Here is a 22,638-nt window from a genome sequence, read left to right as displayed (position 1 = left end):
ATCCGGATCAGGCACCGGCGGGGAGGTCCTGGTAGATGTCCGGCACGCCGTCGCCGTCGTCGTCGCGGGCCTCCGCCTCCCGCAGCCGGCGGTAGGTGCGGTCACGGATCCGGAGCACGACCGCTGCCAGCAGCGCGGCGATCACCGATCCGGTCAGGACGGCCAGCTTGACGATGTCGTCGCGGGCGTCCGCCGGGCCGAAGGCGAGCTCGCCGATGAGCAGGGAGACGGTGAAGCCGATGCCGCCGAGCAGACCCAGGCCGAGCACGTCGACCCAGGCGAGTCCGTCGCCGAGGCGGGCCCGGGCGAACGTGGCGACGAGCCACGTCGCGGCCAGGATGCCGATCACCTTGCCCACGACGAGGGCCACGATGATGCCGACCGCGACCCGGTCCGACAGGGCCGTGCCGAGCGCGCTGATGCCGCCGATCGTGACGCCCGCCGACATGAGCGCGAAGCCCGGGACCGCGAGCCCGGCGGAGATCGGCCGGAACCGGTGCTCGAAGTGCTCGGCCAGGCCGGGCCCGGCGGCCCGGTCACCGTCGGCGTCGCCGCGGAGCACCGGGACCGCGAAGGCCAGCAGGACGCCGGCGACGGTCGCGTGGATCCCGGAGGCGTGCATCAGCGTCCAAGTGGCGACCGCGAGGGGCAGCAGCAGCCACCAGCGCCGGACCCGTCGCTGGACCAGCACGGCGAAGGCGGCGAGGGGCAGCAGCACGCCGAGCAGCGGCAGGACGGACAGCTGCGCGGTGTAGAAGACCGCGATGATGACGATGGCGAGCAGGTCGTCGACGACGGCGAGGGTCAGCAGGAACGTGCGCAACGCCGCCGGCAGGTGCCGTCCGATGACGGCGAGCACCGCCAGCGCGAAGGCGATATCGGTCGCCGTCGGAATCGCCCAGCCGCGCAGCGCGGCGTCGTCCGAGCCGTGGTTGATCGCGACGTACAGCAGTGCGGGCACGATCACGCCACCGATCGCCGCGGCGACCGGAACGGCGGCGCGTCGCGGGTCGCGCAGGTCGCCGGCGACGAACTCCCGTTTGAGCTCCAGCCCGGCGACGAAGAAGAAGATCGCGAGCAGGCCGTCGGCGGCCCAGGCGCCGATGGTCAGGTCGAGGTGCAGTGCGGCCGGTCCGATCGTGGTGCCGCGGACCGCGTGGTAACCGTCCGCCCACGGCGAGTTGGACCAGATCAGCGCGGTGACGGCGGCGGCGAGCAGCAGCACACCGCCGACCGTCTCGGCCCGCAGCACGTCGCCGATGCGGACAGCTTCCCGCCACGAACCGGGAACGAACAGCGAGAACGGGCGGCGTGACGTGTGTGGCATGCGATGGCTCCAGGGCGGTCGACATAGAAAACTCTGTTGCCGACCAGGCTTCCCGGCGCTCCAAGGTCTATTGTACCGGCCGAGACCCGGCGGCGAACCTGGCCCCGCATCTTGCGCCGTCCGGCGCTTGTCCCGGCGAAGGCCGGCGGGACGGGGTATGTCGGCCGTTTCGTGAACAGATGGCAGATCCATGACGGTCACAGGCGGCGCTGCCGCCGATAAGCAGGCCGCCGTCACGATGACCGGCGAGCTGCAACGGATCGACGCGCCACCGCCGGCGGGCTTCGCGGTCGACGGCATCGTCTGCGAGCGCGTCGTGTCCGTGCTGGCCGATGCCACGGGGCGATCGTCCGGCCCGAGCCCTGATGGATTCCGGCGGACCAGTGGCCTACGTGTCATCAGAGGCTGGCGCTCAGCCGCAATGTCGACGGCCTCGACCTCGCCGTCCACCCCGGCCTGCTCTGACCGCGACGAAGGCACGGGTCAGGGGCTCAGCCCCCGGAGGGTGGTGGCCAGCCGAGCAGGCGGGCGCCGAGGACCGCGGCCTGCAGGGTGAAGCGCTGGGTGGGCTCGCCCGGATGGTAGCCGGTCAAGGCCTGGATGCGGTCCAGCCGGTACGTAACGGCCCGGACCGACAGGTGCATCTGCCGTGCGGTGGCGGTGTAGTTGCCCTGGTTGTCGAACAGGACCGTCAACGTGTCCAGGTAGAGCTGGGCGCCGCCGCGGGCCGTGGTCAAAGGGGCCAGCACGGTGGTGACCAGGTCGGTGATGGCGTCCCGGTCGCGCAGCAGGACAGGGAAGACGAGCAGGTCCGCGGCGTTGAGCACCGGGGTGCTGAAGCGGAGCTTCGCGGCGTGGTCGAGGGCGTTGCGGGCCTCGTCCAGCGACGTCGCCAGCCCGGGCAGGCCGGGGTGGGCACGGCCGACGGCGATCTGCCAGCCGTCGGCGCCGAGCTCCGCGACGAGCAGATGGGCGAGCTCGGCGGCGATGCCCCGCAGCCCACCGGCGCTGATGCAGACCAGGTCGCCGTCGCGCAGGGTGGTGAGGGTGTTGCCCTCGCCGAAGCGGCCGGCGAGCGCCGAGTCGACATGGTGCGCGACGTCCGCGGTGAGGCCGTCGTGCTGCGCCGGCCCGGTGGCGCGCGCGACGATCACCACATGCGTGGCGGAGATGCGGATGCCGTAGCGCTGTGCGCGTTCGGCCAGGCCGCCGGGGTCGGCGCGGCCGGTGAGCAGGTCGTTGACGAACAGGGCGCGGGCCTGGTCGTGGCGGGCGAGCTCAGCGTGGGTCTGCCGGGCGTGGCCGTGCAGCGCCGCCGTCACCGTCGACTGCGTGTCGGCCAGCAGCGCGGCCGCGCGGGCGTGCACCTCGCAGGCGGTGTCGGCCGGTCCGGTCACGGCCGCCCGCCAGTGCGCCGCGACGGCGTGCAGGATGCCGCTGACCAGGTCTGGCGGCCGGTGCCCAGCGTCGGCGGCGCGGGCACCGAGGTCGGCGGCCGCGCGCAGGCGCCCGGCACCGGCCGGGGTGCCCAGCATCGCGGCGTAGCCGTCGGTGAGCCAGTCGTCCGCCCCGGCCGCCCGGCGCTCGCCGGGCCGTGGTTCAGACACCGACGTCGCGGCGGTCGAAGATGACGATGCCGGCGGCTGCGGTGCCGGCACCGACGACGGCGAGTGCCAGCAGCTCCACCGGATGCCATCCGGTGTGCAGCGGGTCCGTGCCGAGGAAGTAGTGGAACGGCGACAGCCAGCGCAGCCAGTGCCAGCCGTCGAGCATGCCGCCGATCGCGTTGAGCATGTAGGTCGCGACGGCGGCGACGCCGGTGACCGCCAGGACCGTGCCCCGTTTGCCGGTGGCGGCGCCGGTGAGGAACGCGATGCCGGTGAAGCACCACACCAGCCCGATGAGGCCCGCGCAGGCGGCGGCGACGTTCGACAGGCTGATGTCCATCCCCACGGCGGGGACGATCGCCGTCAGCACGGCCCACGGGATCGCCGCGATCGCGGTGACGGCCCCTCCGGCGGCGGCGAGGCGCTGCCCGGCGAACGAGCGCCGCGACAGCGGGTTGGCCAGCAGCAGCTCCATCCCGCCGTCCTCCTCCGGGCGGGCGATCGTGCGCGCGGTCAGCGTGACCGCGCACATGAGCACCAGCAGCGGCCCGATGAGGCTGAACACGCTCGCCTGCAGGTATCCGGCGGCGGAGAACATGTCGGCGATGCCGAGGAAGTCGAGCATCCCCTTGGGCAGGGCCTCCTGCTTGAGCTTCGCAGCGTCCCGGAAGCTGCGGTAGAACGAGGTGTAGACGGTGGTGAACACGGCGACGCCGGCCGCCCAGCCGAGCACCGCCCGGCGGTCGTCTCGCCACGTCTTACGCACCAGCGCGGGCAGCATCGTCTGCTCCTTCACCGTTGGATTCCGAGTGGTAGTAGAACGACAGGAACGTCTCCTCGAGATCCGGCTCGGCGGAGAGCAGGTCGACCACCGGGTGCCGGGCCGCTGCCTTGATCAGCGGGTCGAGGCGGCCGTCGACGGTGCACTTCAGCACCGGCCCGGACACGACGACGTCGCTGACCCCCGGCAGGACCGCGAACTCCGCGGCGTCGACCGGGTCCTCGAAGTGGATCTCGACGGTGCGCACGGCGCGCCGGCCGAGCGACTCGACCCGCTCGACCGCGGCGAGGCGGCCGTCCCGCACGATCGCCACCCTGTCCGCGCTCTGCTGCACCTCGGCGAGGACGTGCGAGGACATGAACACGGTCTGCCCCGCCGCCCGCGCGTCGCGGACCATACCGAGGAACTCGTGCTGGACCAGCGGATCCAGCCCGCTGGTCGGCTCGTCCAGGATCAGCAGTGCCGGCTGGTGCATGAACGCCTGCACGAGGCCGACCTTCTGCTTGTTGCCCTTGCTCAGGGTGTGCACCGGACGGGACAGGTCCAGCTCCAGCCGGTCAGCCAGGTCGGTCACCTGCGACCAGGCGACCCCGCCGCGCGCGTCGGCGAAGAACCGCAGCAGCTCGTCGGCCCTGCCCAGGCCCGGGAACGCGAGCTCGCCGGGCAGGTACCCGATCCGGCGGTGCAGGACGGCCTTGTCGCGGCGCGGGTCGAGCCCGAGCACGGTGGCCCGGCCGCGGGTCGGGCGCAGGAAGTCCAGCAGCAGCCGGATGGTGGTGGTCTTGCCCGCCCCGTTCGGGCCGAGGAAGCCCATTACCTCACCGGCCCGGACCTCCAGGTCGAGGCCCTCGATGCCGCGGCGCGCACCGTAGAACTTCGTCAAGCCCTCGGTGAGCACGGCGATGTCGCTCGTCATACCCACATCGTCGTCCTTGCGCCGGTCCGCATCCAGGTCCGCATCCGGCGGACAACGACCGCTGCGGTTGCCGGAATCCGGAAATCCGGCCGGCGGTGCTTGCGACGACGGCGGGGATCAGTGCATCGGCTGCCTGCGGCGGAGGCGTTCGGCGGCGATGAACTCGGTCAGGGTGTCGAGGTCCTCCAGGGCGTGCTCGGTGCAGCCGGGTAGCGGTTCATCCGGCGCTGCTGCGGGAGCGGTGCCGTTCGCCGGTCAGGGCCGGCTCGGGCGTGGGCGGGACCGGCTGCGCCGCCGCCTCGGTCGCGTACTGGTAGTAGTGGTACGGGCTGGACTGGCGGCGCGGCTCCATGTTGAGCACGGTGCCGAGCAGGCGGGCGTCGACGGCCTTGATGGCCTTGATGGCCGCCGACATCTGCGTGGTGGTGGTCCGGCCGCTGCGGCTGACGTAGACGACGCCGTCGGTGCGGGTGGCGAGGATCGCCGCGTCGGTCACCGACAGCAGCGGCGGCGAGTCGATGATCACCATGTCGAACTTGGCGCGGGCGGCGGCCAGCAGCTCGGCCATCTGCCGGGAGCCGAGCAGCTCGCTGGGGTTGGGCGGGATGATGCCGCTGGGCAGGATCCACAGGCTGCTGTTCCACTGCTGGACGGTCTCGTCGATGCTCACCTGCCCGGCCAGGACGTTGGTGAGCCCGACCGCGCCCTCGATGTCGAAGTAGCCGGCCAGGGACGGCCGGCGCAGGTCGCCGTCGATGAGCAGCACCCGCTGGCCGGTCTCGGCCAGGACGATGCCCAGGTTCGCGGCGGTGGAGGACTTGCCCTCGCCCGGCAGCGAGCTGGTGATGACGACGGCGGTCGGCGGGTTGTCGACGTCGAGGAACTGCAGGTTGGTGCGCAGCCCGCGCAGCGCCTCGGCGCGGGCGGAGAAGCCCGCCTCGCCGACGAGCAGCGGCTCGCGACGGGCCGAGGTGTCGAACGGCACGTGCGCGATGACGGACCGTTCGGTGATCTCCTGGACGTGGTCGGCGTCGCGGACGCTGGAGTCCAGCAGCTCCAGCTGGATGGCCAGGGCGACGCCGAGGATCAGTCCGACGAGGACGGCGCCGCCGATGTCCCGCACCGGCCGGGGCGAGACGGGTCCGGCCTGCGACTCGGGTCCGCTGATGACCTCGACCTTGATCGGGGTGTCGGTCGATCCGGCCGGGGTCTCCAGGGACTCCAGCATCGCCTTGAAGTCGGTGGCGACGCGGGCCGCGATGCGTTCGGCCCGGACCTGGTCGACGTCGGTGACCACGGCGCGCAGCAGCACGGTGTCGGGCACCGGGGCGGCCGTGATCCGCGCCCGCACCTGCTTGGCGTCCAGGCCGATGCGCGGGTCGGCGGCGATCTTGGCGGCCAGCCGGTCGCTGACCAGCAGGCTGGCATAGGACTTGACCCGCTGCTGGGTGAACAGGTTGCCCTGGTAGGCGTCGCTGACCCCGCGGTTGGGTGTGGTGACGAAGAACGTCAGCGACGTCGCGTACCTCGGGGTCTGCGCCGCGCAGTAGATGTAGGCCGCCCCGGCCGCGAGTGCGACCGTGATGGCGACGCACCACCAGCGTTTGAGCACGACCTTGAGATAGCCGGCTACGAACACGTGCGCTCCCTTGCTGGTTGTCCGGGTCCGGTCGGTGCCGGTGCGTAGGCGGGGCCGGGCGCCGGCCCGGCGGTGCGGCGACGGTGACCCGGCTTCCGGGCGACGACGGCGCGGTAGCCGGCGGCGCAGGCCGGCAGGACGGTGACGGCGAACACCGCGGCGCTGCCGAGCGGCACCCCGGCCAGGCCGAGGTCGCGCACCAGGAGTGCCTTGGCGGGCAGCGACAGCAGCAGGTAGGCACCCCAGCCCGCGAGCTGCGGGCGCAGCAGCCCGACGCTGTTCTGCACCATGAACATCGGCGAGACGGCCGCCAGCAGGGCCGGCCACAGGGCGAGCAGGGCGACGACACCGGTCGGCAGGCCGTGGAAGTCCGGCGAGCGGATCCAGGCGGCGAGCAGCGGTTCGCTGGCGGCGACCAGGACGGCCGCCGCCGCGCCCACCAGACCGGCGCCGAGCAGGCACATGCGGCGCGTGGTGCGCCGCACCCAGGGCAGGTCGCCGCGGGCGAGCGCGTCGGCGTTGGCCGGCCACAGCGGAGTGTTGACGACGGTGACGACGAGGTTCAGCAGGATGAACATGCGGACGGTGACGCCGTAGTGCGCGGCGGCCACCGGGCCGAGCCAGCGCGCGACCAGGTAGCCGTCGATGCTGGCGGCGGTGGAGGTCAGCAGCGACAGCGCGAAGTAGCGCACGCTCAGGCGCAGCAACCCACCGGCGGCGCCGGGCTCCAGCACCCACCGTGCGGGCCGCAGGTCGGGCCGGACCCGCGTGAAGTAGTGCACGGTGTTGGCCAGGTTGCCGACGGGCGCGGCGGTCGAGGCGCAGGCGATGAGCGTGAGCGGGCCGGCGCCGGCGGCGGCCGCCCCACCGACCACCAGCACGGTCCAGGCGGCGGTGGCGGCCGACCATCCCGCGCTCCGGGCGGTGTCCTGCATGGCCAGCTGGATCTTGGTGATGAGCGAGAGGGGCAGGTTGACCGCGAACGCGCCGAAACAGACGACGAGGACCGTGGCGGCCTGGGCGCCGAGGCGGGCGTCGGTGACGCCGAACAGCGGGCCGACCGGCACGGCGACGCCGACGGTCATGACGCCGGCCAGCAGCACCGCGCCCGTGCCCGCGAGGGTGAGGTACGCGGCCGCGACGGCGCCGGTCGCGTCCCGCACCCCCGAGGGCGCCGCACGGTGCGCCGCCAGCCGGGTGAGCAGGCTGTTGCCCATGCCGAGGTCGGCGAAGAGGGCCACGCTCGTCAGCGCGGTCACCGCGACCCAGAGGCCGAACAGCGCCGGTCCGAGGTGGTGGAACATGACAGGCGCGACGATCAGCGACGCGACCGAACCGGCGCCCACGGCACCGAACGAGGCCGCGACACCGCTGACGAGCCGGCGGTTCCGGGTCGTCCTCGTCGTCGCCACCGCCTGCCCGACGGTCACCGGCGGCGGCCGGCCGTCTCGAGCTCGGGTGCGTGACGGCGCGGCGCCGGGCGGCGGATCCCGGCCCAGTCGTGGTGCCGGCGCACCGTGGACAGGATGATGCGCAGGACGCGGTGCGACGTGTCGTCGATCAGGTAGTCCGGCGGGCACGCGGCGGGTCCGGCGCCGGTGGTCGCGGACCGCACCGCCTCCACGACGCCGGCCGGGTCGAGGCCGGTGGCGGTGATCGAGCCGGCCTCGAGGGCCTCGGGCCGCTCGATCGAGTCGCGCAACGTGACCGCCGGGAAGCCGAGGATCGCCGACTCCTCGCTCACGGTGCCGCTGTCGGACAGGGTGCACAGCGCCGAGCGCTGCAGGCGGATGTAGTCGAAGAAGCCGAACGGCTCGTGGAAGGTGACGTCGTCGAGGTCGGCGTCGGCCCGGCCGGCGAGGCGGGCCCGGGTCCGTGGGTGGGTGCTCACCAGCAGCGGCAGCCCCCAGGTGCGCCGCACGGCGTCCAGGCTGGCGATCAGGTCGGTCAGCCGGCGCGGGTCGTCGACGTTCTCGGCACGGTGCGCGCTGACCACGAAGTACCTGCCCGGGGTCAGGCCGAGCCGGTCGACGACGGTGCTGGCCTCCACCCGGTCCCGGTAGTGGGTCAGCACTTCGCGCATCGGTGAGCCGGTGAGGTGGACCCGGCGCGGGTGCAGCCCTTCGGCGAGCAGGTTGCGCCGGGCGTGTTCGGTGTAGACGAGGTTGAAGTCGCTGACGTGGTCGACCAGGCGCCGGTTGGTCTCCTCCGGCACGTTGAGGTCGAAGCACCGGTTGCCGGCTTCCATGTGGTACACGGGGATGTGCATGCGGCGGGCGATCACCGCGGCGATGCTGCTGTTGGTGTCGCCGAGGATGAGCACCGCGTCGGGGCGTTCGGCCAGCAGCGCGGCCTCGGTGCCGACCAGCACGTCGGCGAGCATGACGCCGATCGAGTCGGTGCGGATGCCCAGTTCCCGGTCGGGGCGGCGCAGCCCGAGCTCGTCGAAGAACACGCCGTTGAGCTGGTAGTCCCGGTTCTGCCCGGTGTGCACCAGCACGTGCTCGACGGCGTGGTCGAGGCGGTCGATCACCCGGGACAGCCGGATGACCTCGGGCCGGGTGCCGACGATCGTGAGGACCTTGGTCACGCGTGCTCCCTGGTGGTGGCGGGCCCGGAAGCCGGCAGTGCCGCCGGCGGTCCCGGGTCGGTGAGGAACGCGGTCACCGGCTCGCCCCACCGGCGGTAGTCGAACCGGTCGCCGGCGGCGACCGCGGCGGCGCTCAGGTCACGCCACTGCGCGTCGGTGAGCGCGAGGGCCCGGCCGACGGCGGCGGCGACGTCCTCGGTCCGGGTGCTGGCCACGACGACACTGTTGCCGCCGTCTCGGAGCGTGTCGGCGAGGTCGCTGGTCAGGTTGGCCAGCATCGGGCAGCCCGCCGCGAGGGCCTCGGGGACCTTCGACGGGTAGCCGGCGTCGGCGTAGCCGCCGGGCGGCCGGACCAGGACCGAACAGTGCGACGCGGCGAGCAGCTCGAGGACGCGCCGGTGCGGCACCCGGCCGGCGAACTCGACCCGGTCGCCGGCCGCCGCGAGGGTGCCGGCGCGCAGGTCCGAGCCGCCGGTCGCGTCGGACGCGTCGAGCCCGGCGACGACGAGCCGGACGGGTCCCGGCCCGGCGGCGACGGCGGCGACGACGGTGTCCAGGAGGTCCTTGGCGCCGGGGGTTCCGGCGTACAGCAGCCGCAGCCCGGTGGCCAGGGACGGTGGCCGGGGTGGCGGGAACGCGGCGCAGTCCACCAGCGGCGGCACCCGCAGCACCGGGACGCGGCGGGCCGCGAAGCGCTGCTCCAGCGCGCGGGACGGCACCACGACGCCGTCGGCGAGCCGGCCGGTCAGGGCGGCGGCCCAGCGGTGACGCAGGAACCGCGGGTCCCATCGGCCGTGCCGGAACTGGTGCGGGTCGTGGCGTTCGGTGACGTCGACGGTGACCGGGCAGCGCAACGCGATCCGCAGTGCCGCCCACAGCCCGACGGTGAGCAGTGCGAGGGGCACCAGTGCCGCCGTCACGTCGCCGGGGCGGACCCCGGCGCGCCGCAGCGCGACGAGGACGCGCACCGGGCGGGCCGAGCGCAGCAGCAGCCGGCCGATTCGCGACGGCACCGGACCGCCCAAGGTCACGACCGTGAGTCCGGCGGTGTCCGGGGTACCGGCCGCGACGGTGCCGGCGGCGCCGTCGGTCGGCAGGGCCGTCGCGTCGTTGGCGACGGTGACCCGCCCACCGGCGTGGCAGACCGACCGCGCGAGGTGGAACAGCCGGTTCGCTGTCGCCTCGCCCTGCGGGAACCTGCTCGCGCTGATCGCGAGCAGGTGCGTCGGCCGGCGGGTGCTCATAAACAGCTACTATGAGTGTTTGTAGAGATACTTTGCGCTATTTCGGTCAAGATGTCGCTATGTTCGTTGGAGCGACGCCGTGACGCGGCCGGTCATCGTGCAGCACTACGCCGGCGTTCCCGGCGCCAGCGGGCCGGCCACCGCCGCCGAGCGGATCCTCAGGTCGCGCCTGGCCATGCAGTACCAGTTCGTGCCGATGCGGCAGCTGCGCGGCAACGGTCTCGTGGACGTCCAGCTGATCCGGGCCTGGACCCGTATGCTGCGCGAGCGGCGCCCCGACATCGTGCACATCCGGGGACTGCAGAACGAGGGCTTCCACGCCGCCGTCGCCACCCGCCTCGCCGGTTGCCCCCGCGTCCTGGTGACCGTCCACGGCACCGTGCGCGACCTGCAGTTCGGGCAGCGGGGCCTGCGCCGCAGGGCGTTGACCCAGCTCGCCGAGCCGTTCACGCTGCGCTGCGCCACCCACGTGGCCACGGTGAGCCAGCGGGCCGCGCACCGCGGCTTCCTGGAGCAGTTCGCCGGCAAGTTCGCCGGGGTCGTGCCCAACGGCGTGCCGGTGCCGAAGCCCAGCAGCCGCCGGCGGACCGCCGCCCGGCGCCAGCACCGCTTCACCGCGAACGACTTCGTGATGGTCACGGCGTCCAGACTGACCTGGGAGAAGGGGTACCGCTCCCTGGCCAATGCGATGCGGCTGCTGCCGCGCACCGAGCACCGCCGCCACCTGCTGGTCCTCGGCGACGGCGCGGACGCGGCGGGGATCCGCGCCGACTTCGCCTCCGTCACCGGCACCGAGGTCCGCTTCATCGGCCAGTGCAACGACGTGGCCTCCTATCTGGCGGCCGCCGACGTCTTCGTCTTCCCGACGCTGCACGAGAACCTGTCCAACGCCCTGCTCGAGGCGATGGCGCACGGCCTGCCCGCGGTCGCCACCGCAGTGGGCGGCAACGTGGAGATCCTCAGGCGCGGCGGCGGGCTGCTGGTGCCGGCCCAGGCGCCGGTCGCCATCGCCAACGCCGTCACCCAGCTCGAACGCGACCCCGCGGCACGGGAGCGGCTCGGCTCGCACGCCCGGCAGGTGGTCCGCGACCACTACAGCCTCGACCACATGATCGACACGCTCGACGGCCTCTACCGGCGGATGCTGGTGGACCGGCCGTGACCCCGGGCGCGCCGCCGGCGGTGACCCTGCTCGGGTTCACCGTCGGGGACGCCATGATGCGCGAGGTGCTGCGCCGCGAGCCGGCCATGCCGGTGCAGACGCACGCCTTCGCCTGGGCCGTCCTGGACGCGCTGCGCGCGGCGGAGTGCCGCACCACGGTGCTGTCCGTCCCGCCGGTGTCGACGTACCCGCGCTATCCGCAGCTGCTGTTCCGGGGCGGTACCCTGGCGGAGGACACCGCGGAGGACACCGCAGGGGACACTGTGGACGGTGCGCTGATCCCGTTCGTGAACCTGCCGCTGGTGCGGCACGCCACCCGCTTCGTCGGTGGCTGCCTGACCGGACTGCCCGCCCTGCGCCGCTGGCGCAGCACCGTGCTGCTCGTGCACGGCGTGCACTCACCGTTCCTCTGGCTCGGCGTGCTGGCCCGCGCGGTGACCGGCACCCGTGTCGTCGCGGTCCTGACCGACGCGCCCGGCGTCCGCCTACCGGGCGAGCACCGGGTGCTGACCGCGCTGCGCCGCCTCGACGTCGCCGTGGTCCGCGCGGCGCTGCGCCGCTACGACGGCGTCGTGTCCGTCACCGAGGACCTCGCCCGCGACTTCGCGCCAGGCCGCAGATCGCTGCTCATGGAGGGCATCCTGAGCCGCCGCCCCGAGCCGCCGGCACCCGCCGCCGGGAAGCCGGGGGCGACGTTCGACATCGCCTACGCGGGCGGGCTGAGCCGTGACTACGGCGTGGACCGTCTCGTCGAGGCGGTGCGCGGGATGCCCGATCCCGGCGTCCGGCTGCTGCTGTTCGGCCGCGGCCCGCTCGACCCCTGGCTGCGCCGGCAGGCCGCGGCCGATCCGCGCATCGCCGCACCCGAGTTCGTGCCGCGCGAGTCGCTGGCGGAGCGGCTGCGCACCGCCCGGGTCCTGGTGAACCCCCGCCCGGCCGGCGGGGACCTGGCCCGTTACGGGTTCCCGTCGAAGCTGCTGGAATACCTGGCCACCGGCGTACCCGTGGTCACCACCGCACTGCCGTGCATCCCGGAGGCGTACCGCGCCGGCATGATCTTCGCCGAGACGGACACGGCCGCCGGTCTCGCCGGCGCGATCGCCCGGGTGCGGGCGCTGCCGGCCGCCGACGCCGCGGCCATCGGCGCGAAGGGCCGTGAACTGCTCCACGACCGGTGCGGCCCGGCGCGGCAGGGACAGCGGCTGCGCCGGTTCTTCGAGGAGCTCGGCCGGTAGGCACCGCTGCTTCGCGGAGGTCGGCCGGCAGGCATCGCGTGGCCGCGCCGGTGCGGGCTCGCGGACACGGCCGTGGTGCGGGCACGGGGGCACCGGTGCGGCGCCCCCGTGCCCGAGCGGTCACTGCGCCGTGCGGCGCCGCCTCGACTGGCGCACCAGGACCGCGCCGAGCAGGATCGCGACGAACCCCGTCGACAGCAGCCCGGCCCAGTGCCCGGCTCCCGGCCCGGTGACCGCCAGCGAGTCGCTCGACGAGGACGACGACCCGGCCCGGATGATCACCTCGGCGGTGAGCAGGTTGCCGGTGATCGAGCCGGTCGCCGTGAGCACGTACCGGCCGACCTCGCGGGCCCGCACGGCCAGCAGGAAGGCGCCGAGACCGTCGGCGACGACCGTCTCCTGCGTGGTCCCGGCTGCCTGTACGGCCACCGGGGCCGCCTCCGGCACACCGGCGACGTCCGCCAGCCCGGCCGTGCGGACGGTGCCGGTGCCCTCGGTGTAGGCCGCACCGGTGGCGCTCTCCGTCAGCCTGAAGCGCTCGATCGTCACGGTGATGGTCTCGCCGGGCCTGAAGCCGGAGCCGCCGAACGACACGGATCCACCGGCGGTGACCACGGACTTGTTGACGCCACCGGTGACCGCCGTCGGCGGATAGTTCGGATCGGCGGCGTGCGCGGCCGCTGGCACACCCAGCAGCCCGGCCGCGACGACGACCGCCGCGGTGAACAGACGAACTTGCATCATGGTGCATCCCTCAGGGTAGGCAGGTTCAGCAGGTGGACGTCACCGGTGCCTGGCCGGGGCCCGGTGCCGGTGCGGTGCGGATGGTCCAGCCGTTGACGGTCGGGGTCGTCCACAGTTGTGGTGTCAGCGCTTGCGTCTGCCTCCCTTCGGCGGTGCCGGCGTCCAGCAGGGCCACCAGCGTCCGGGTGGCCCCCGGCGCGATGTCGACGGTCGCCATGCTGACCTGACGGGACCGCTCGAATCCGCTGGCGACCGCGATCTGCCGGCCGTCCAGCCGTGCCTCGGCGAGGCCGCCGCCGGTCGGCGCGAACAGCGACACGTTGAGCCGCATCGTGTACGGGTCACCGGCGAGTCCCAGTCCGAGCACGTAGGCGGGCAGGCCGGACGGCGGCACCTGGGAGGTGAACGTGGTCTCCACCCGCAGCATCCGGCGGTTGCGTTCGGTCACGCAGGCGACGGGCGTGAGCGCGACGGTGGTGCGCAGGTAGTAGTTCAGCTTCGCGCCGCTGCCGTCGTTGAGGAAGATCCCGACGTTGGGCCCGGCCTCGTCGCGCAGCGGCAGCCGGCCGGCGACCGGCAGCCGCTCGATCTGCGCCTGCTCGCCGGGGTGCGCGCTCCACAGCAGCAGGCGGCGTTCCTGCGCCATCTGCAGCACCGCGGACAGCGCCGCACGCGGGTCGAGGCGGCCGCTCACCACGGTGTCGAAGACGGCGCGGGCCGCGTCGGCGAAGTAGTCGTTCTTCTCGGCCGGCGAGCCCGGCCGCGTGTAGGCGTCCGAGAGCAGCAGCCGCACCGCGTTGGCCGACGACAGCCGCCCGTCGGCGCCGGCCCCGGCCCGGAAGGTCACCGGTCCGGTGGCGCGCAGCAGGTACGACAGGGCGACCGGGTCCAGCGCGATGGCGCCGTCGACCGGCCGGCCGCCCCGCCGGCGGTGCATCTCCGCGGCGAGCGCCGCGGCGGTCGGGAAGTCCGGCGTGAGGTTGACGTTGGCCGCGAACCTGCCGATCCGGTCGCCGTACAGCGCTTTCAGCTGCGGGTCGAGCGGCAGGACCGGGGCGTCGAAGGGCCGTGTCATGTTCGCATTGCCCTGCTCGACGATCGACAGCGCACCACCGGCGAACCGGACCACCATCCACGCGCCCGGCATCCCGCCGGTGGCACGCAGTTCGGCCGGGTTCTGGAACAGCACCAGCCAGGTCCGCGGCTGGTCGGCACCGAGGACCGCGGGCAGCACCCGCAGCAGCGCCGCGCCGGCCGAGACCAGCGCCGCGGCGCGGTCGAGCTGTTGCTGGACGGTGCGCACCGGAGCCCGCAGCTGCGGCAGGAGCGCGTCCGGGTCGATCCGGGCGACCCGTGTGTGCGCCTGCCGGGCGGCGGCCTCCGCCCGGTCCAGGGAGCCCGCGGCCGTCAGGCCACCGGAAAGACCGCCGGTCGGGTCACGGGGCAGGCCAGCGCCGGTCAGCCGGTGCGTCGTGTCGAGGACGGCGGGCAGGACGTCGGTGGCGACCTGGTCGAGCGCGGTGACGACGTCGGTGACGGCGGCGAGGTCCACACCGAGACCGGGAAGCCGGGTGCCGGCGCGCCAGCCGGGGCCGCCGACCTCGTGGCGGGCCGCGGCGGTCTCCCGGCGCAGCGCCGCGACGAGGGCCCGGGCCTCGTCCGGGTCGGCGCTCATCACGGCGTGCTGCAGCGTCGCGGTGAGGTCGGCGGCGCGGCGCAGGTGGGTGTAGGTGCGGGCGGCGTGCGCGCCGAGGCCGCCCACGACGGCGATCGGCACCAGGGTCAGCGGAACCAGCGCCGCGATGATCCGGTGACGGCGCTCGACCGCCCGCAGCAGCCGGCCGGTCACCGTCATGGTGTCCGGCCGGTCAAACAGGCGAAGCGCCATGTAGCCCGCATATCGCCACGGTACTGGTATATGGGACGTACGTGATCGTTTCTGCGGAAGCCTAGATAGCGCGCTTTCAGTACAGACCAGCATTTCCGGGTGTAAAGCCTGAAAATATGCAAAAGTATGCGAACCAGATCGTCGGGGGGTGGAGTTGACATGAGCGCGGCAACGTCCGGTCGCCGGTTCCTCATCACTGGAGGCACGGGCTCGTTCGGGCAGGCCATGGTCGCCCGCCTGCTGGCCAGCGACGTCGAGGAGGTCCGGGTCCTCAGCCGCGACGAGACGAAGCAGTCCGTGATGCGGGACCGCTTCAACGACCCCCGGCTGCGCTGCCACCTCGGCGACATCCGCGACCCCGACAGCGTGCTGCTCGCCTCGCGCGGCGTCGACTACGCGTATCACGCCGCCGCGCTCAAGCAGGTGCCGTCCTGCGAGTTCTTCCCGCTCGAGGCGGTGCGCACCAACGTGCTCGGCAGCGCCAACCTGGTCGAGGCGTGCGAGCGCAACGGCGTGCGCACCGTCGTGCTGCTCAGCACCGACAAGGCCGTGCGCCCCGTCAACGCGATGGGCATGAGCAAGGCCATCATGGAGAAGCTCAGCCGCGCGCACGGCCGCGGCAGCCGCGACGCCGGCACCGTGGTGACGATCGTGCGCTACGGCAACGTCATGTATTCCCGCGGCTCGGTCATCCCGCTGTTCATCGAGCAGATCAAGACCGGGCGGCCGCTGACCGTCACCGACCCGCGGATGACACGCTTCCTCATGTCGATCGAGGAGTCCGTCGGGCTCGTCGAGCACGCGTTCACCCACGGCCGTCCCGGCGACCTGTTCGTGCGCAAGGCCGGCGCCGCCACCATCGGCGACCTCGCCGAGGCCGTCGCCAACCTCTTCGGCGCCCCCGTCGCGACCGCCGTCATCGGCGCCCGGCACGGCGAGCGGCAGCACGAGACCCTGGCCACCGCCGAGGAGCTCGCCCACGCCGAGGACCACGGCGAGTACTACCGCATCCCGGTCGACGGCCGTGACCTCAACTACGTGCTGCACCAGAGCAACGGGCACGGGCACACCAACGGGCACGCCCTCAACGGCGCCCCGTCCGACTACGACTCCAGCAACGCCCGCCGGTTCACCGTCGCGGAGCTCGAGACGCTCCTGATGTCCCTGCCGGAGATCCGCGCCGAGCTGGCCATGTCCCGCGCCCTGATCGGTGTCGCGTGAGCGACCCGTTGAGCGGCATGGCGGGGGACGTGGCGGTTGTCGGGGCGTCGGGGTTCCTGGGCTGGCACCTGCGGGTTCTGATGCGCGCGAGGGGCCACCCGGAGCCCCGGATCGTCACCCGCGCCGACCTCACCGGCCCGCCCGAGCGGCTGGCCGGCCTGCTGGAGGGCGCCGGTCGCGTCTACCACCTGGCCGGCGCGTGCCGCGGCGAGCCGGCCGACGTCCGCGACGGCAACACCACGCCCGCCCGCCACCTCGCCGCCGCCGTCCGCCGGTGCGCGCGGCCGCCGGCCGAGGTCGTCTACGCCAACTCCGTCCAGGCCGGCAACGGCACCCCGTACGGCGACGCGAAGCAGGAGGCGGCGGCGCTGCTGCGGGCGGCCGTTTCCGCCACCGGCGGCGCCCTGCGCGACGTCGCGCTGCCCAACCTGTTCGGCGAGCACGGCAGGCCGTTCCACAACTCCGTCGTCGCCACGTTCTGCCGGCAGCTCGCCGACGGGCAGCCGCCCACCGTCCACGGCGACCGCGAGCTCGACCTGCTGCACGCGACCGACGCCGCCGCGCATCTGCTCGACCCGGACCAGCCGCCGGCACCGTGCGTGCGCACCGGCGTCCGGGACCTCGCCGACCGCCTCGGCCGCTTCGCCGCCGGCTACAGCGGCAGCGCGATCCCGCACCTGGCGGACAGCTTCGACGTCCGGCTGTTCAACGCGTACCGCTCGCACGCCACCGGGCGGCACGGCCTGCCCCGCAACCGCGACGGCCGCGGCGAGCTCTACGAGGCGGCCAGGACCACCGGCGCCGGCGGACAGGTCTTCGTCTCCACCACCGTGCCGGGGCAGACCCGCGGGCAGCACTTCCACCTCGACAAGATCGAGCGGTTCGTCGTGCTCAGCGGCACCGCGGAGATCAGGCTCCGCCGGGTCCTCGACGACACCGTCGTGCGGATCCGGGTCAGCGGCGACGACCCGCACGCGGTCGACATGCCGGCCAAGTGGGCCCACAGCATCACCAACGTCGGCACCGGCGAGCTGCTCACCCTGTTCTGGGCCAACGAGGTCTTCGACCCCGACCACCCGGACACCTTCCCGGAAGCGGTCGACCCGCACCGATGAGGATCGGCATCGTCTCGCAGTGGTTCCCGCCCGAGCCCGCGTTCATCCCCGGCAGCCTCGCCGGTGAGCTCGCCCGCCGCGGCCACGACGTCCGGGTGCTCACCGGGTTTCCCAACTATCCCGGCGGCGTGCTGTACCCGGGCTTCCGGCAACGGTGGCGGCACCGGCAGCGGCAGGACGGCGTGACCGTGCGCCGGGTGCCGCTGTTCGCCAGCCACGACAACTCCGGGCTGCGGCGTGCCGCCAACTACCTGTCGTTCGCCGCCAGCAGCTCAGCGGCGGCGCTGCCCTACCTGCGCGACGCGGACGTGCTCTACGTCTACCACCCGCCCGCGACCGCGGCCGCCGCCGCGCTGCTCGTGCACCTCGCCCGGCGTACCCCGCTGGTCCTGCACGTCCAGGACGTCTGGCCCGACGCCGTCACGGCCTCGACGATGGCCCCCTCGGGCACCGCGGGCCGGCTGCTGCACGGCGCCCTCGGCACCGTCATGCGGCACCTGTACGCGACGGCCGCGGCGGTCGTCGTCATCGCGCCGGGCCTGCGCGACCTGCTGATCGACCGCGGCGTCGACCCGGCCAAGGTGCACACCTCGCTGAACTGGACCGACGAGACGGTGTTCCGCCCGGCACCGCCCGCCGCTGCCGGGGACCTCGTGCGGCCCGGACGGTGCACGGTCATGTACGCCGGCAACCTCGGGCACTTCCAGGGCCTGGACACCGCGGTGCGAGCCGCCCGCGCGACCGACCGCGACGGCGTCGACCTGCTGCTGGTCGGCTCCGGCGTCCAGGAGACCCGGCTGCGTGCGCTCGCGGCGGACCTCGGCACCGGCAACGTCCGGTTCGCCGGCCGCCGCCCCGCCGCGCACGTCGCCGGGCTGCACGCGTCGGCGGACTTCCAGCTCGTCAGCCTCCGCGCGCTGCCCCTGCTCAGTGCGGTCATCCCGTCGAAGCTGCCGGCGGCGCTGGCGTGCGCCGCCCCGGTCATCGTCAGCGCGGCGGGCGACGCGGCGAACATCGTGCACGACGCCGGAGCCGGCCTGGTGTGCCCGCCCGAGGACACCGACGCGCTCGCGCAACGGTTCCTGGACGCCGCCGCGATGCCCGTCGACGGGCGCCGCGCCGCGGGGGAGCGGGCCCGGGTGGCGTACCAGACGGACATGCGCATGCAGCTCGGCGTCGACCGCATCGAGCGGCTGCTGACCTCGGCCGCGCGGCGGGACACGCCTGTCGTGACCGGGCGGTGAGCGATGCCGGCACCGACCCTGCGCGCCCTGGCCCGGAGCGGTCCCACGGACTTCCGCACCATCTGGGCCAGCACCGACCACCGGTGGGCGGTCCTCGCCGCGGTGGTCGGCGGGGCCAGCGTCGTCGAGCCGACCCTGACGCTGCGCTGGGGCGCCGCGGCCTGCGCCGTCGTGCTCCTGCTGCACCTGCGGCAGCTGCGGCCGGCGTTGCCGGACGTGGCGGCGGCCGCGCTCACCCTGTACGCGACCATGTCGCTGAACTGGACGGTGGACGCCGCCGGCACGCTGCTCGCCGTGCAGAACCAGTGGGCGACGCTGGCCGTGTTCGTCACCGTGCGGCTGGTCGTCACCGACGCGGCGAAGCTGCGCTGCGTCGTGGCCGGCTACGTGGCCGGCGCCGTCTACGGCGTCGCCCTGATCGTGGTGCAGAACCTGCACGTGCTGACCCTGTCCCGGACCTCCGGCGCGCGGTACGGCATCGACGGCCTGAACTACAACTACCTCGGCTACGCGCTCGCGATCGGCGCCGTGATGATCGTGATCCTGAGCCGCATGGTGGCCCGCCCGGCCGTCCGGTTCCCGCTCGTGCTGCCGCTGGCCGGCCTCACGCTCGGCGTCGTGTGGTGCGGATCGCGGGCCGCGTTCCTCGGCATGGCCTTCGCGGCCGTCTGGCTGCTGGTGTGGCGCACCGTCAGGCGCATCGGCGTCGGGGTGCTCGCCACCGCCATGGCGGGGCTCGCCCTCGCGGTGGCCGGCGGGTCCATCGACGACACCCTCAACGCCCTGGACGGGGTTTCGGGCCGCGCCACCGGTGACATCGCCGGCCGGCTGACGACCTGGCCGATCGCCCGCGAGCTCATGGCCGAGCACTTCTGGTTCGGGCTCGGCTCGGCGTCGTTCCGGTTCGTCAACCCGTTCGGCATCGGCGCGCACAACGTCGTCCTCGAGCTCGGCTCAGGGCTCGGCGCGGTCGGCGTGGTGCTGTTCCTGTCGACGGTCTACGCCACGGTCGTGCACGCGACCCGCGACGCCGACGCGGCGGTGCGCACCCCGCTGGTCGGCGCGTTCATTCTCGTGTCGGGGCCGATCTACATGTCGGGGCACTGGGAGCTGTCGCCGGCGGCCTGGGTCGCGCTCGCCATCTGCTCCCGCCTGCCGCTGCTGCGCCCGGCGCCATCATCGGCGGCGGATCCGGCCTCGGCGGTGCCGTCGAAGCGCGTCAGCGCGGCGAGCTCCGCCGGGGTCAGCCGGCGGTCCGGCGGGTAGAGCCGGCGCTCGTGCTCGGCGATCGTGCCGACCGGCCAGCGCAGCCGGATCACCCGGGCGGGGTTGCCGGCGACGATCGCATACGGCGGCACCGACCGGGTCACCACCGCGCCCGCGCCCACGACCGCCCCGCGGCCGACGGTGACGCCGGACAGGATCACGGCCCGGGTGCCGACCCAGACGTCGTCGCCGATCGTCACGCCCCGGTCGAGGTCGTCGTCGCCGGCGCCCTTCGCGGCCGCGGTCATCGGCACGCCGACCTGGTCGACCTTGTGGTTGCCGCCGCGGACGGTCACCTCCGGGCCGAACATCACGTGGTCGCCGATACGGATCCGGGACCGGGCGGCGATCAGGATCGGCCGGTAGCCGAGATCGACGCCGCTGCCGACCTCGATCGTCTCGTACGTGTACACGCCGTCGGGGTCGAACGTGAAACCGGTGCCACGGGCGGCGAAGCGGTCCACGGTGGCATATCCCCGCAGGGCTCGGCGGGTGCGGCGGGCCGCGGACCAGAGCCCGTCGAACACCACCGCCGTGTGCCGCAGCGGCCGGCTCACGCGTCCAGCGAAGCGCACCCCGCACCATCCAGTCGCATTCGTTGCATTCGGTGCAAACAGGCTACCGCTGTCCTCGGCGGATCACCGGCGAACCGGGCGCTGCCCGCCGACGCGGTGGGCCGGGCGGGCTTTACTGTGACCCAAGACATAGGCATGCTTGAATGGTGGCGAATGTCATCGCAACGGGGTCGATGGGCGATGTGCCGGGATCGGGTGCCGAGCGGCTGCGTGCGTTGCGCGGGGAGCTGACCGAGCGGCTGATGGAGGCGCATCGTGCGGCCGGCGAACCCTCGTACAGTGTGATCGCGGACCAGGTCGGGGTCTCCAAGGCCACCGTGGGCCGGCTGCTGAACGGGGTGGGGGAGCGGTCGCCGAAATGGCACCACATCGACAACATGCTCGAGGTGTTCGGGCGTAGTGACCGGGACGTCGAGCGGCTGCGGGAGCTGTGGATCGAGATCCGCCGCCTGGAGAAGCCGACCGGCGGCTGAAACGCCGAACCGCCGCAGCCCCGGGAGGCTGCGGCGGTTCAGTTACCAGCTGACTATCCGAGACCGTTGCGCATGGCGGTGATGAGCTCGCCGTTGCTGGTGTCGCCGGAGAACTCCCAGAAGAAGGCTCCGCCGAGACCCTGGTTCTTGGCGTAGGTCATCTTGCCGGCGATGGTGGACGGGGTGTCGTAGCTCCACCAGTTGCTGCCGCACTTGGCGTACGCGGTGCCGCCGACGGTGCCGGTGGCCGGGCAGCTGTTCTTGAGGACCTTGTAGTCCTCGATGCCCGCCTCGTACGTGCCGGGCGCCGCACCGGTGGCGCTACCGCCGGGCGCGGCCTGCGTGACGCCGGTCCAGCCGCGGCCGTAGAAGCCGATGCCGAGCAGCATCTTGCTGGCCGGGACGCCCTTGCTCTTCAGCTTCTGGATTGCCGCGTCGGACCAGAAGCCCTGCGTCGGGATGCCCGTGTAGGAGTTCAGCGGCGAGTGGGGAGCCGTCGGACCCTGCGGGGCGAACGCGCCGAAGTAGTCGTACGTCATCGGGAAGACGAGGTTGAGCTTGGAGATGCCGGCCGCGTAGTCGGCGGCGTCGAGCTTGCCACCGTTGGAGCCGTCGGCCGAGATCGCCGAGGTGACCAGGAAGTTCTGGCCGAACTTGTTCCGCAGCGCGGTGATGACGTTGTTGTAGCTGGCCGGGCCGCTGGAGTCGCAGCTGAGACCACAGGCGTTCGGATACTCCCAGTCGATGTCGATGCCGTCGAAGACGTCGGCCCAGCGGGAGTCCTTGATCAGGTTGTAGCAGGAGTTCGCGAACGCGGTCGGGTTCGCCGCCGCCTGCGTGAAGCCCGCCGACCAGGTCCAGCCGCCGAACGACCAGATCACCTTGATGTTCGGGTATGCCCGCTTGAGCTTGCGCAGCTGGTTGAAGTTGCCGCGCAGCGCGCCGGCGTCCCACGTGTCGGCGACGCCGTCGACCGAGTCGGCCGCCGTGTACGCCTTGTCGTAGTCGGCGTAGCTGTCACCGATGGAGCACTGGCCGCCGGTCGTGTTGCCGAACGCGTAGAGGATGTGCGTCAGCTTCGCCGCGGAGCCGCTGGTGACGATGTTCTTGACGTGGTAGTTGCGGCCGTAGATGCCCCACTCGGCGAAGTAGCCGACGAGGGCCTTGCCGCCCGGCTGTGTCGGCGGCTGCGAGGTGGGCGGCTGCGAGGTGGGAGGCTTGCTCGTCACTGGCGGGGTGGTGGGGTTTGTGCCGCCACCGCAGACGCCGTTGTCGGCCCAGACGCCCCATTCGCCGCTGGCGGTCGGCACCTCGTTCGTGGTCCACCACTTGGCGGTGTAGTTGTGGCCCTGGTAGGAGGCGACATTGTCCTTGACGTAGACGGCCGAGGCGCTCCATGCCGGGGCACAGGCAGCGGCGGCGTTTGCCTGGACCAGTGGCACGACAGCGGTCGCTCCGGCCACGGCGGCGACGACGGCCCCGACCAGGAGGACCTGGCGAAGGGATCGTTTCACGTTCACCTCACCTAACAGTTAGGAAACTTTGTTAATTGGTTCCTGTGACGGTAGACACATCCATGACCTTCAGTCAAGCGGCGATCAAATATTCAGG

General features: G+C 73.2%; 18 protein-coding genes and 1 pseudogene. 7 read left to right on the top strand and 12 right to left on the bottom strand.

Features of this window, described 5'->3' with window-relative positions:
* Positions 1 to 7: 7 nt before the first annotated feature.
* The 8 genes from nhaA to ABZS58_RS37950 form a co-directional block, all read right to left on the bottom strand.
* Positions 8 to 1,327 carry a Na+/H+ antiporter NhaA gene (nhaA, locus tag ABZS58_RS37985; protein ID WP_354788294.1) on the bottom strand — a complete coding sequence of 440 codons (1,320 nt, stop codon included), beginning with the start codon at positions 1,325 to 1,327 and terminating at the stop codon, positions 8 to 10.
* Between the two features lie 491 nt (positions 1,328 to 1,818).
* Positions 1,819 to 2,934, bottom strand: coding sequence for a helix-turn-helix domain-containing protein (locus ABZS58_RS37980; RefSeq protein WP_354788293.1), 1,116 nt, complete (start codon positions 2,932 to 2,934; stop codon positions 1,819 to 1,821).
* Positions 2,927 to 3,715: an ABC transporter permease subunit gene (locus ABZS58_RS37975; protein ID WP_354788291.1), complete on the bottom strand. Its 789-nt coding sequence runs from the start codon at positions 3,713 to 3,715 to the stop codon at positions 2,927 to 2,929. The genes ABZS58_RS37980 and ABZS58_RS37975 overlap by 8 nt, the downstream gene beginning before the upstream one ends.
* Positions 3,693 to 4,631, bottom strand: a complete 939-nt coding sequence (locus tag ABZS58_RS37970; protein WP_354788290.1) for an ABC transporter ATP-binding protein — start codon at positions 4,629 to 4,631, stop codon at positions 3,693 to 3,695. The genes ABZS58_RS37975 and ABZS58_RS37970 overlap by 23 nt, the downstream gene beginning before the upstream one ends.
* Before the next feature lie 217 nt (positions 4,632 to 4,848).
* The gene (locus ABZS58_RS37965) at positions 4,849 to 6,270 is read right to left on the bottom strand and encodes a polysaccharide biosynthesis tyrosine autokinase (RefSeq protein WP_354788289.1); all 1,422 of its coding nucleotides are present in this window, start codon (positions 6,268 to 6,270) and stop codon (positions 4,849 to 4,851) included.
* Positions 6,261 to 7,682 carry a lipopolysaccharide biosynthesis protein gene (locus ABZS58_RS37960; protein ID WP_354788288.1) on the bottom strand — a complete coding sequence of 474 codons (1,422 nt, stop codon included), beginning with the start codon at positions 7,680 to 7,682 and terminating at the stop codon, positions 6,261 to 6,263. The genes ABZS58_RS37965 and ABZS58_RS37960 overlap by 10 nt, the downstream gene beginning before the upstream one ends.
* Positions 7,683 to 7,696: 14 nt before the next feature.
* Positions 7,697 to 8,860: a UDP-N-acetylglucosamine 2-epimerase (non-hydrolyzing) gene (gene wecB, locus ABZS58_RS37955; RefSeq protein ID WP_354788286.1), complete on the bottom strand. Its 1,164-nt coding sequence runs from the start codon at positions 8,858 to 8,860 to the stop codon at positions 7,697 to 7,699.
* Positions 8,857 to 10,104: a glycosyltransferase gene (locus tag ABZS58_RS37950; protein WP_354788285.1), complete on the bottom strand. Its 1,248-nt coding sequence runs from the start codon at positions 10,102 to 10,104 to the stop codon at positions 8,857 to 8,859. Before ABZS58_RS37950 ends, wecB begins: the two co-directional genes overlap by 4 nt.
* A gap of 79 nt (positions 10,105 to 10,183) precedes the next feature.
* On the opposite strand from ABZS58_RS37950, the gene ABZS58_RS37945 reads away from it, so the two are divergent.
* Both ABZS58_RS37945 and ABZS58_RS37940 read left to right on the top strand, forming a co-directional pair.
* Positions 10,184 to 11,266 (top strand): glycosyltransferase, encoded by a 1,083-nt coding sequence (locus ABZS58_RS37945; protein ID WP_354788284.1) that lies wholly within the window; start codon positions 10,184 to 10,186, stop codon positions 11,264 to 11,266.
* The gene (locus ABZS58_RS37940) at positions 11,263 to 12,501 is read left to right on the top strand and encodes a glycosyltransferase (protein WP_354788283.1); all 1,239 of its coding nucleotides are present in this window, start codon (positions 11,263 to 11,265) and stop codon (positions 12,499 to 12,501) included. Before ABZS58_RS37945 ends, ABZS58_RS37940 begins: the two co-directional genes overlap by 4 nt.
* Before the next feature lie 120 nt (positions 12,502 to 12,621).
* On the opposite strand, the gene ABZS58_RS37935 is transcribed toward ABZS58_RS37940, so the two are convergent.
* Positions 12,622 to 13,245 (bottom strand): hypothetical protein, encoded by a 624-nt coding sequence (locus ABZS58_RS37935; RefSeq protein ID WP_354788282.1) that lies wholly within the window; start codon positions 13,243 to 13,245, stop codon positions 12,622 to 12,624.
* 25 nt (positions 13,246 to 13,270) lie between these two features.
* Positions 13,271 to 15,133 carry a DUF4012 domain-containing protein gene (locus ABZS58_RS37930; RefSeq protein WP_354788281.1) on the bottom strand — a complete coding sequence of 621 codons (1,863 nt, stop codon included), beginning with the start codon at positions 15,131 to 15,133 and terminating at the stop codon, positions 13,271 to 13,273.
* A 159-nt stretch (positions 15,134 to 15,292) separates the two neighbouring features.
* Between ABZS58_RS37930 and ABZS58_RS37925 the strand changes: the two genes are divergently transcribed.
* The 4 genes and pseudogenes from ABZS58_RS37925 to ABZS58_RS37910 all read left to right on the top strand — a co-directional run.
* Entirely contained in the window at positions 15,293 to 16,354 is a 1,062-nt protein-coding gene (locus ABZS58_RS37925; protein ID WP_354788280.1) for a polysaccharide biosynthesis protein, read from the top strand.
* Positions 16,351 to 17,469: an NAD-dependent epimerase/dehydratase family protein gene (locus tag ABZS58_RS37920; RefSeq protein WP_354788279.1), complete on the top strand. Its 1,119-nt coding sequence runs from the start codon at positions 16,351 to 16,353 to the stop codon at positions 17,467 to 17,469. The genes ABZS58_RS37925 and ABZS58_RS37920 overlap by 4 nt, the downstream gene beginning before the upstream one ends.
* Positions 17,466 to 18,713 (top strand): glycosyltransferase family 4 protein, encoded by a 1,248-nt coding sequence (locus ABZS58_RS37915; RefSeq protein ID WP_354788278.1) that lies wholly within the window; start codon positions 17,466 to 17,468, stop codon positions 18,711 to 18,713. Before ABZS58_RS37920 ends, ABZS58_RS37915 begins: the two co-directional genes overlap by 4 nt.
* A gap of 3 nt (positions 18,714 to 18,716) precedes the next feature.
* Positions 18,717 to 19,691, top strand: a pseudogene (locus tag ABZS58_RS37910) (O-antigen ligase family protein); the annotation flags it as partial.
* A 110-nt stretch (positions 19,692 to 19,801) separates the two neighbouring features.
* Here ABZS58_RS37910 and ABZS58_RS37905 read toward each other — a convergent pair.
* Entirely contained in the window at positions 19,802 to 20,536 is a 735-nt protein-coding gene (locus ABZS58_RS37905) for an acyltransferase (RefSeq protein WP_354788277.1), read from the bottom strand.
* 191 nt (positions 20,537 to 20,727) lie between these two features.
* On the opposite strand from ABZS58_RS37905, the gene ABZS58_RS37900 reads away from it, so the two are divergent.
* A complete protein-coding gene (locus tag ABZS58_RS37900; protein ID WP_354788276.1) occupies positions 20,728 to 21,027 on the top strand; it encodes a helix-turn-helix domain-containing protein in 300 nt (99 codons plus the stop codon).
* A gap of 53 nt (positions 21,028 to 21,080) precedes the next feature.
* Here ABZS58_RS37900 and ABZS58_RS37895 read toward each other — a convergent pair whose 3' ends face one another.
* Positions 21,081 to 22,541, bottom strand: a complete 1,461-nt coding sequence (locus tag ABZS58_RS37895; protein WP_354788274.1) for a glycosyl hydrolase family 18 protein — start codon at positions 22,539 to 22,541, stop codon at positions 21,081 to 21,083.
* Positions 22,542 to 22,638: the final 97 nt, after the last annotated feature.

Source organism: Dactylosporangium sp. NPDC005555, assembly GCF_040605635.1.
In the GTDB taxonomy this organism is placed as follows: Bacteria; Actinomycetota; Actinomycetes; order Mycobacteriales; family Micromonosporaceae; genus Dactylosporangium.
The sequence above is the reverse complement of the archived record's forward strand: the minus strand, read 5'-3'. Positions and strand labels throughout refer to the sequence as shown.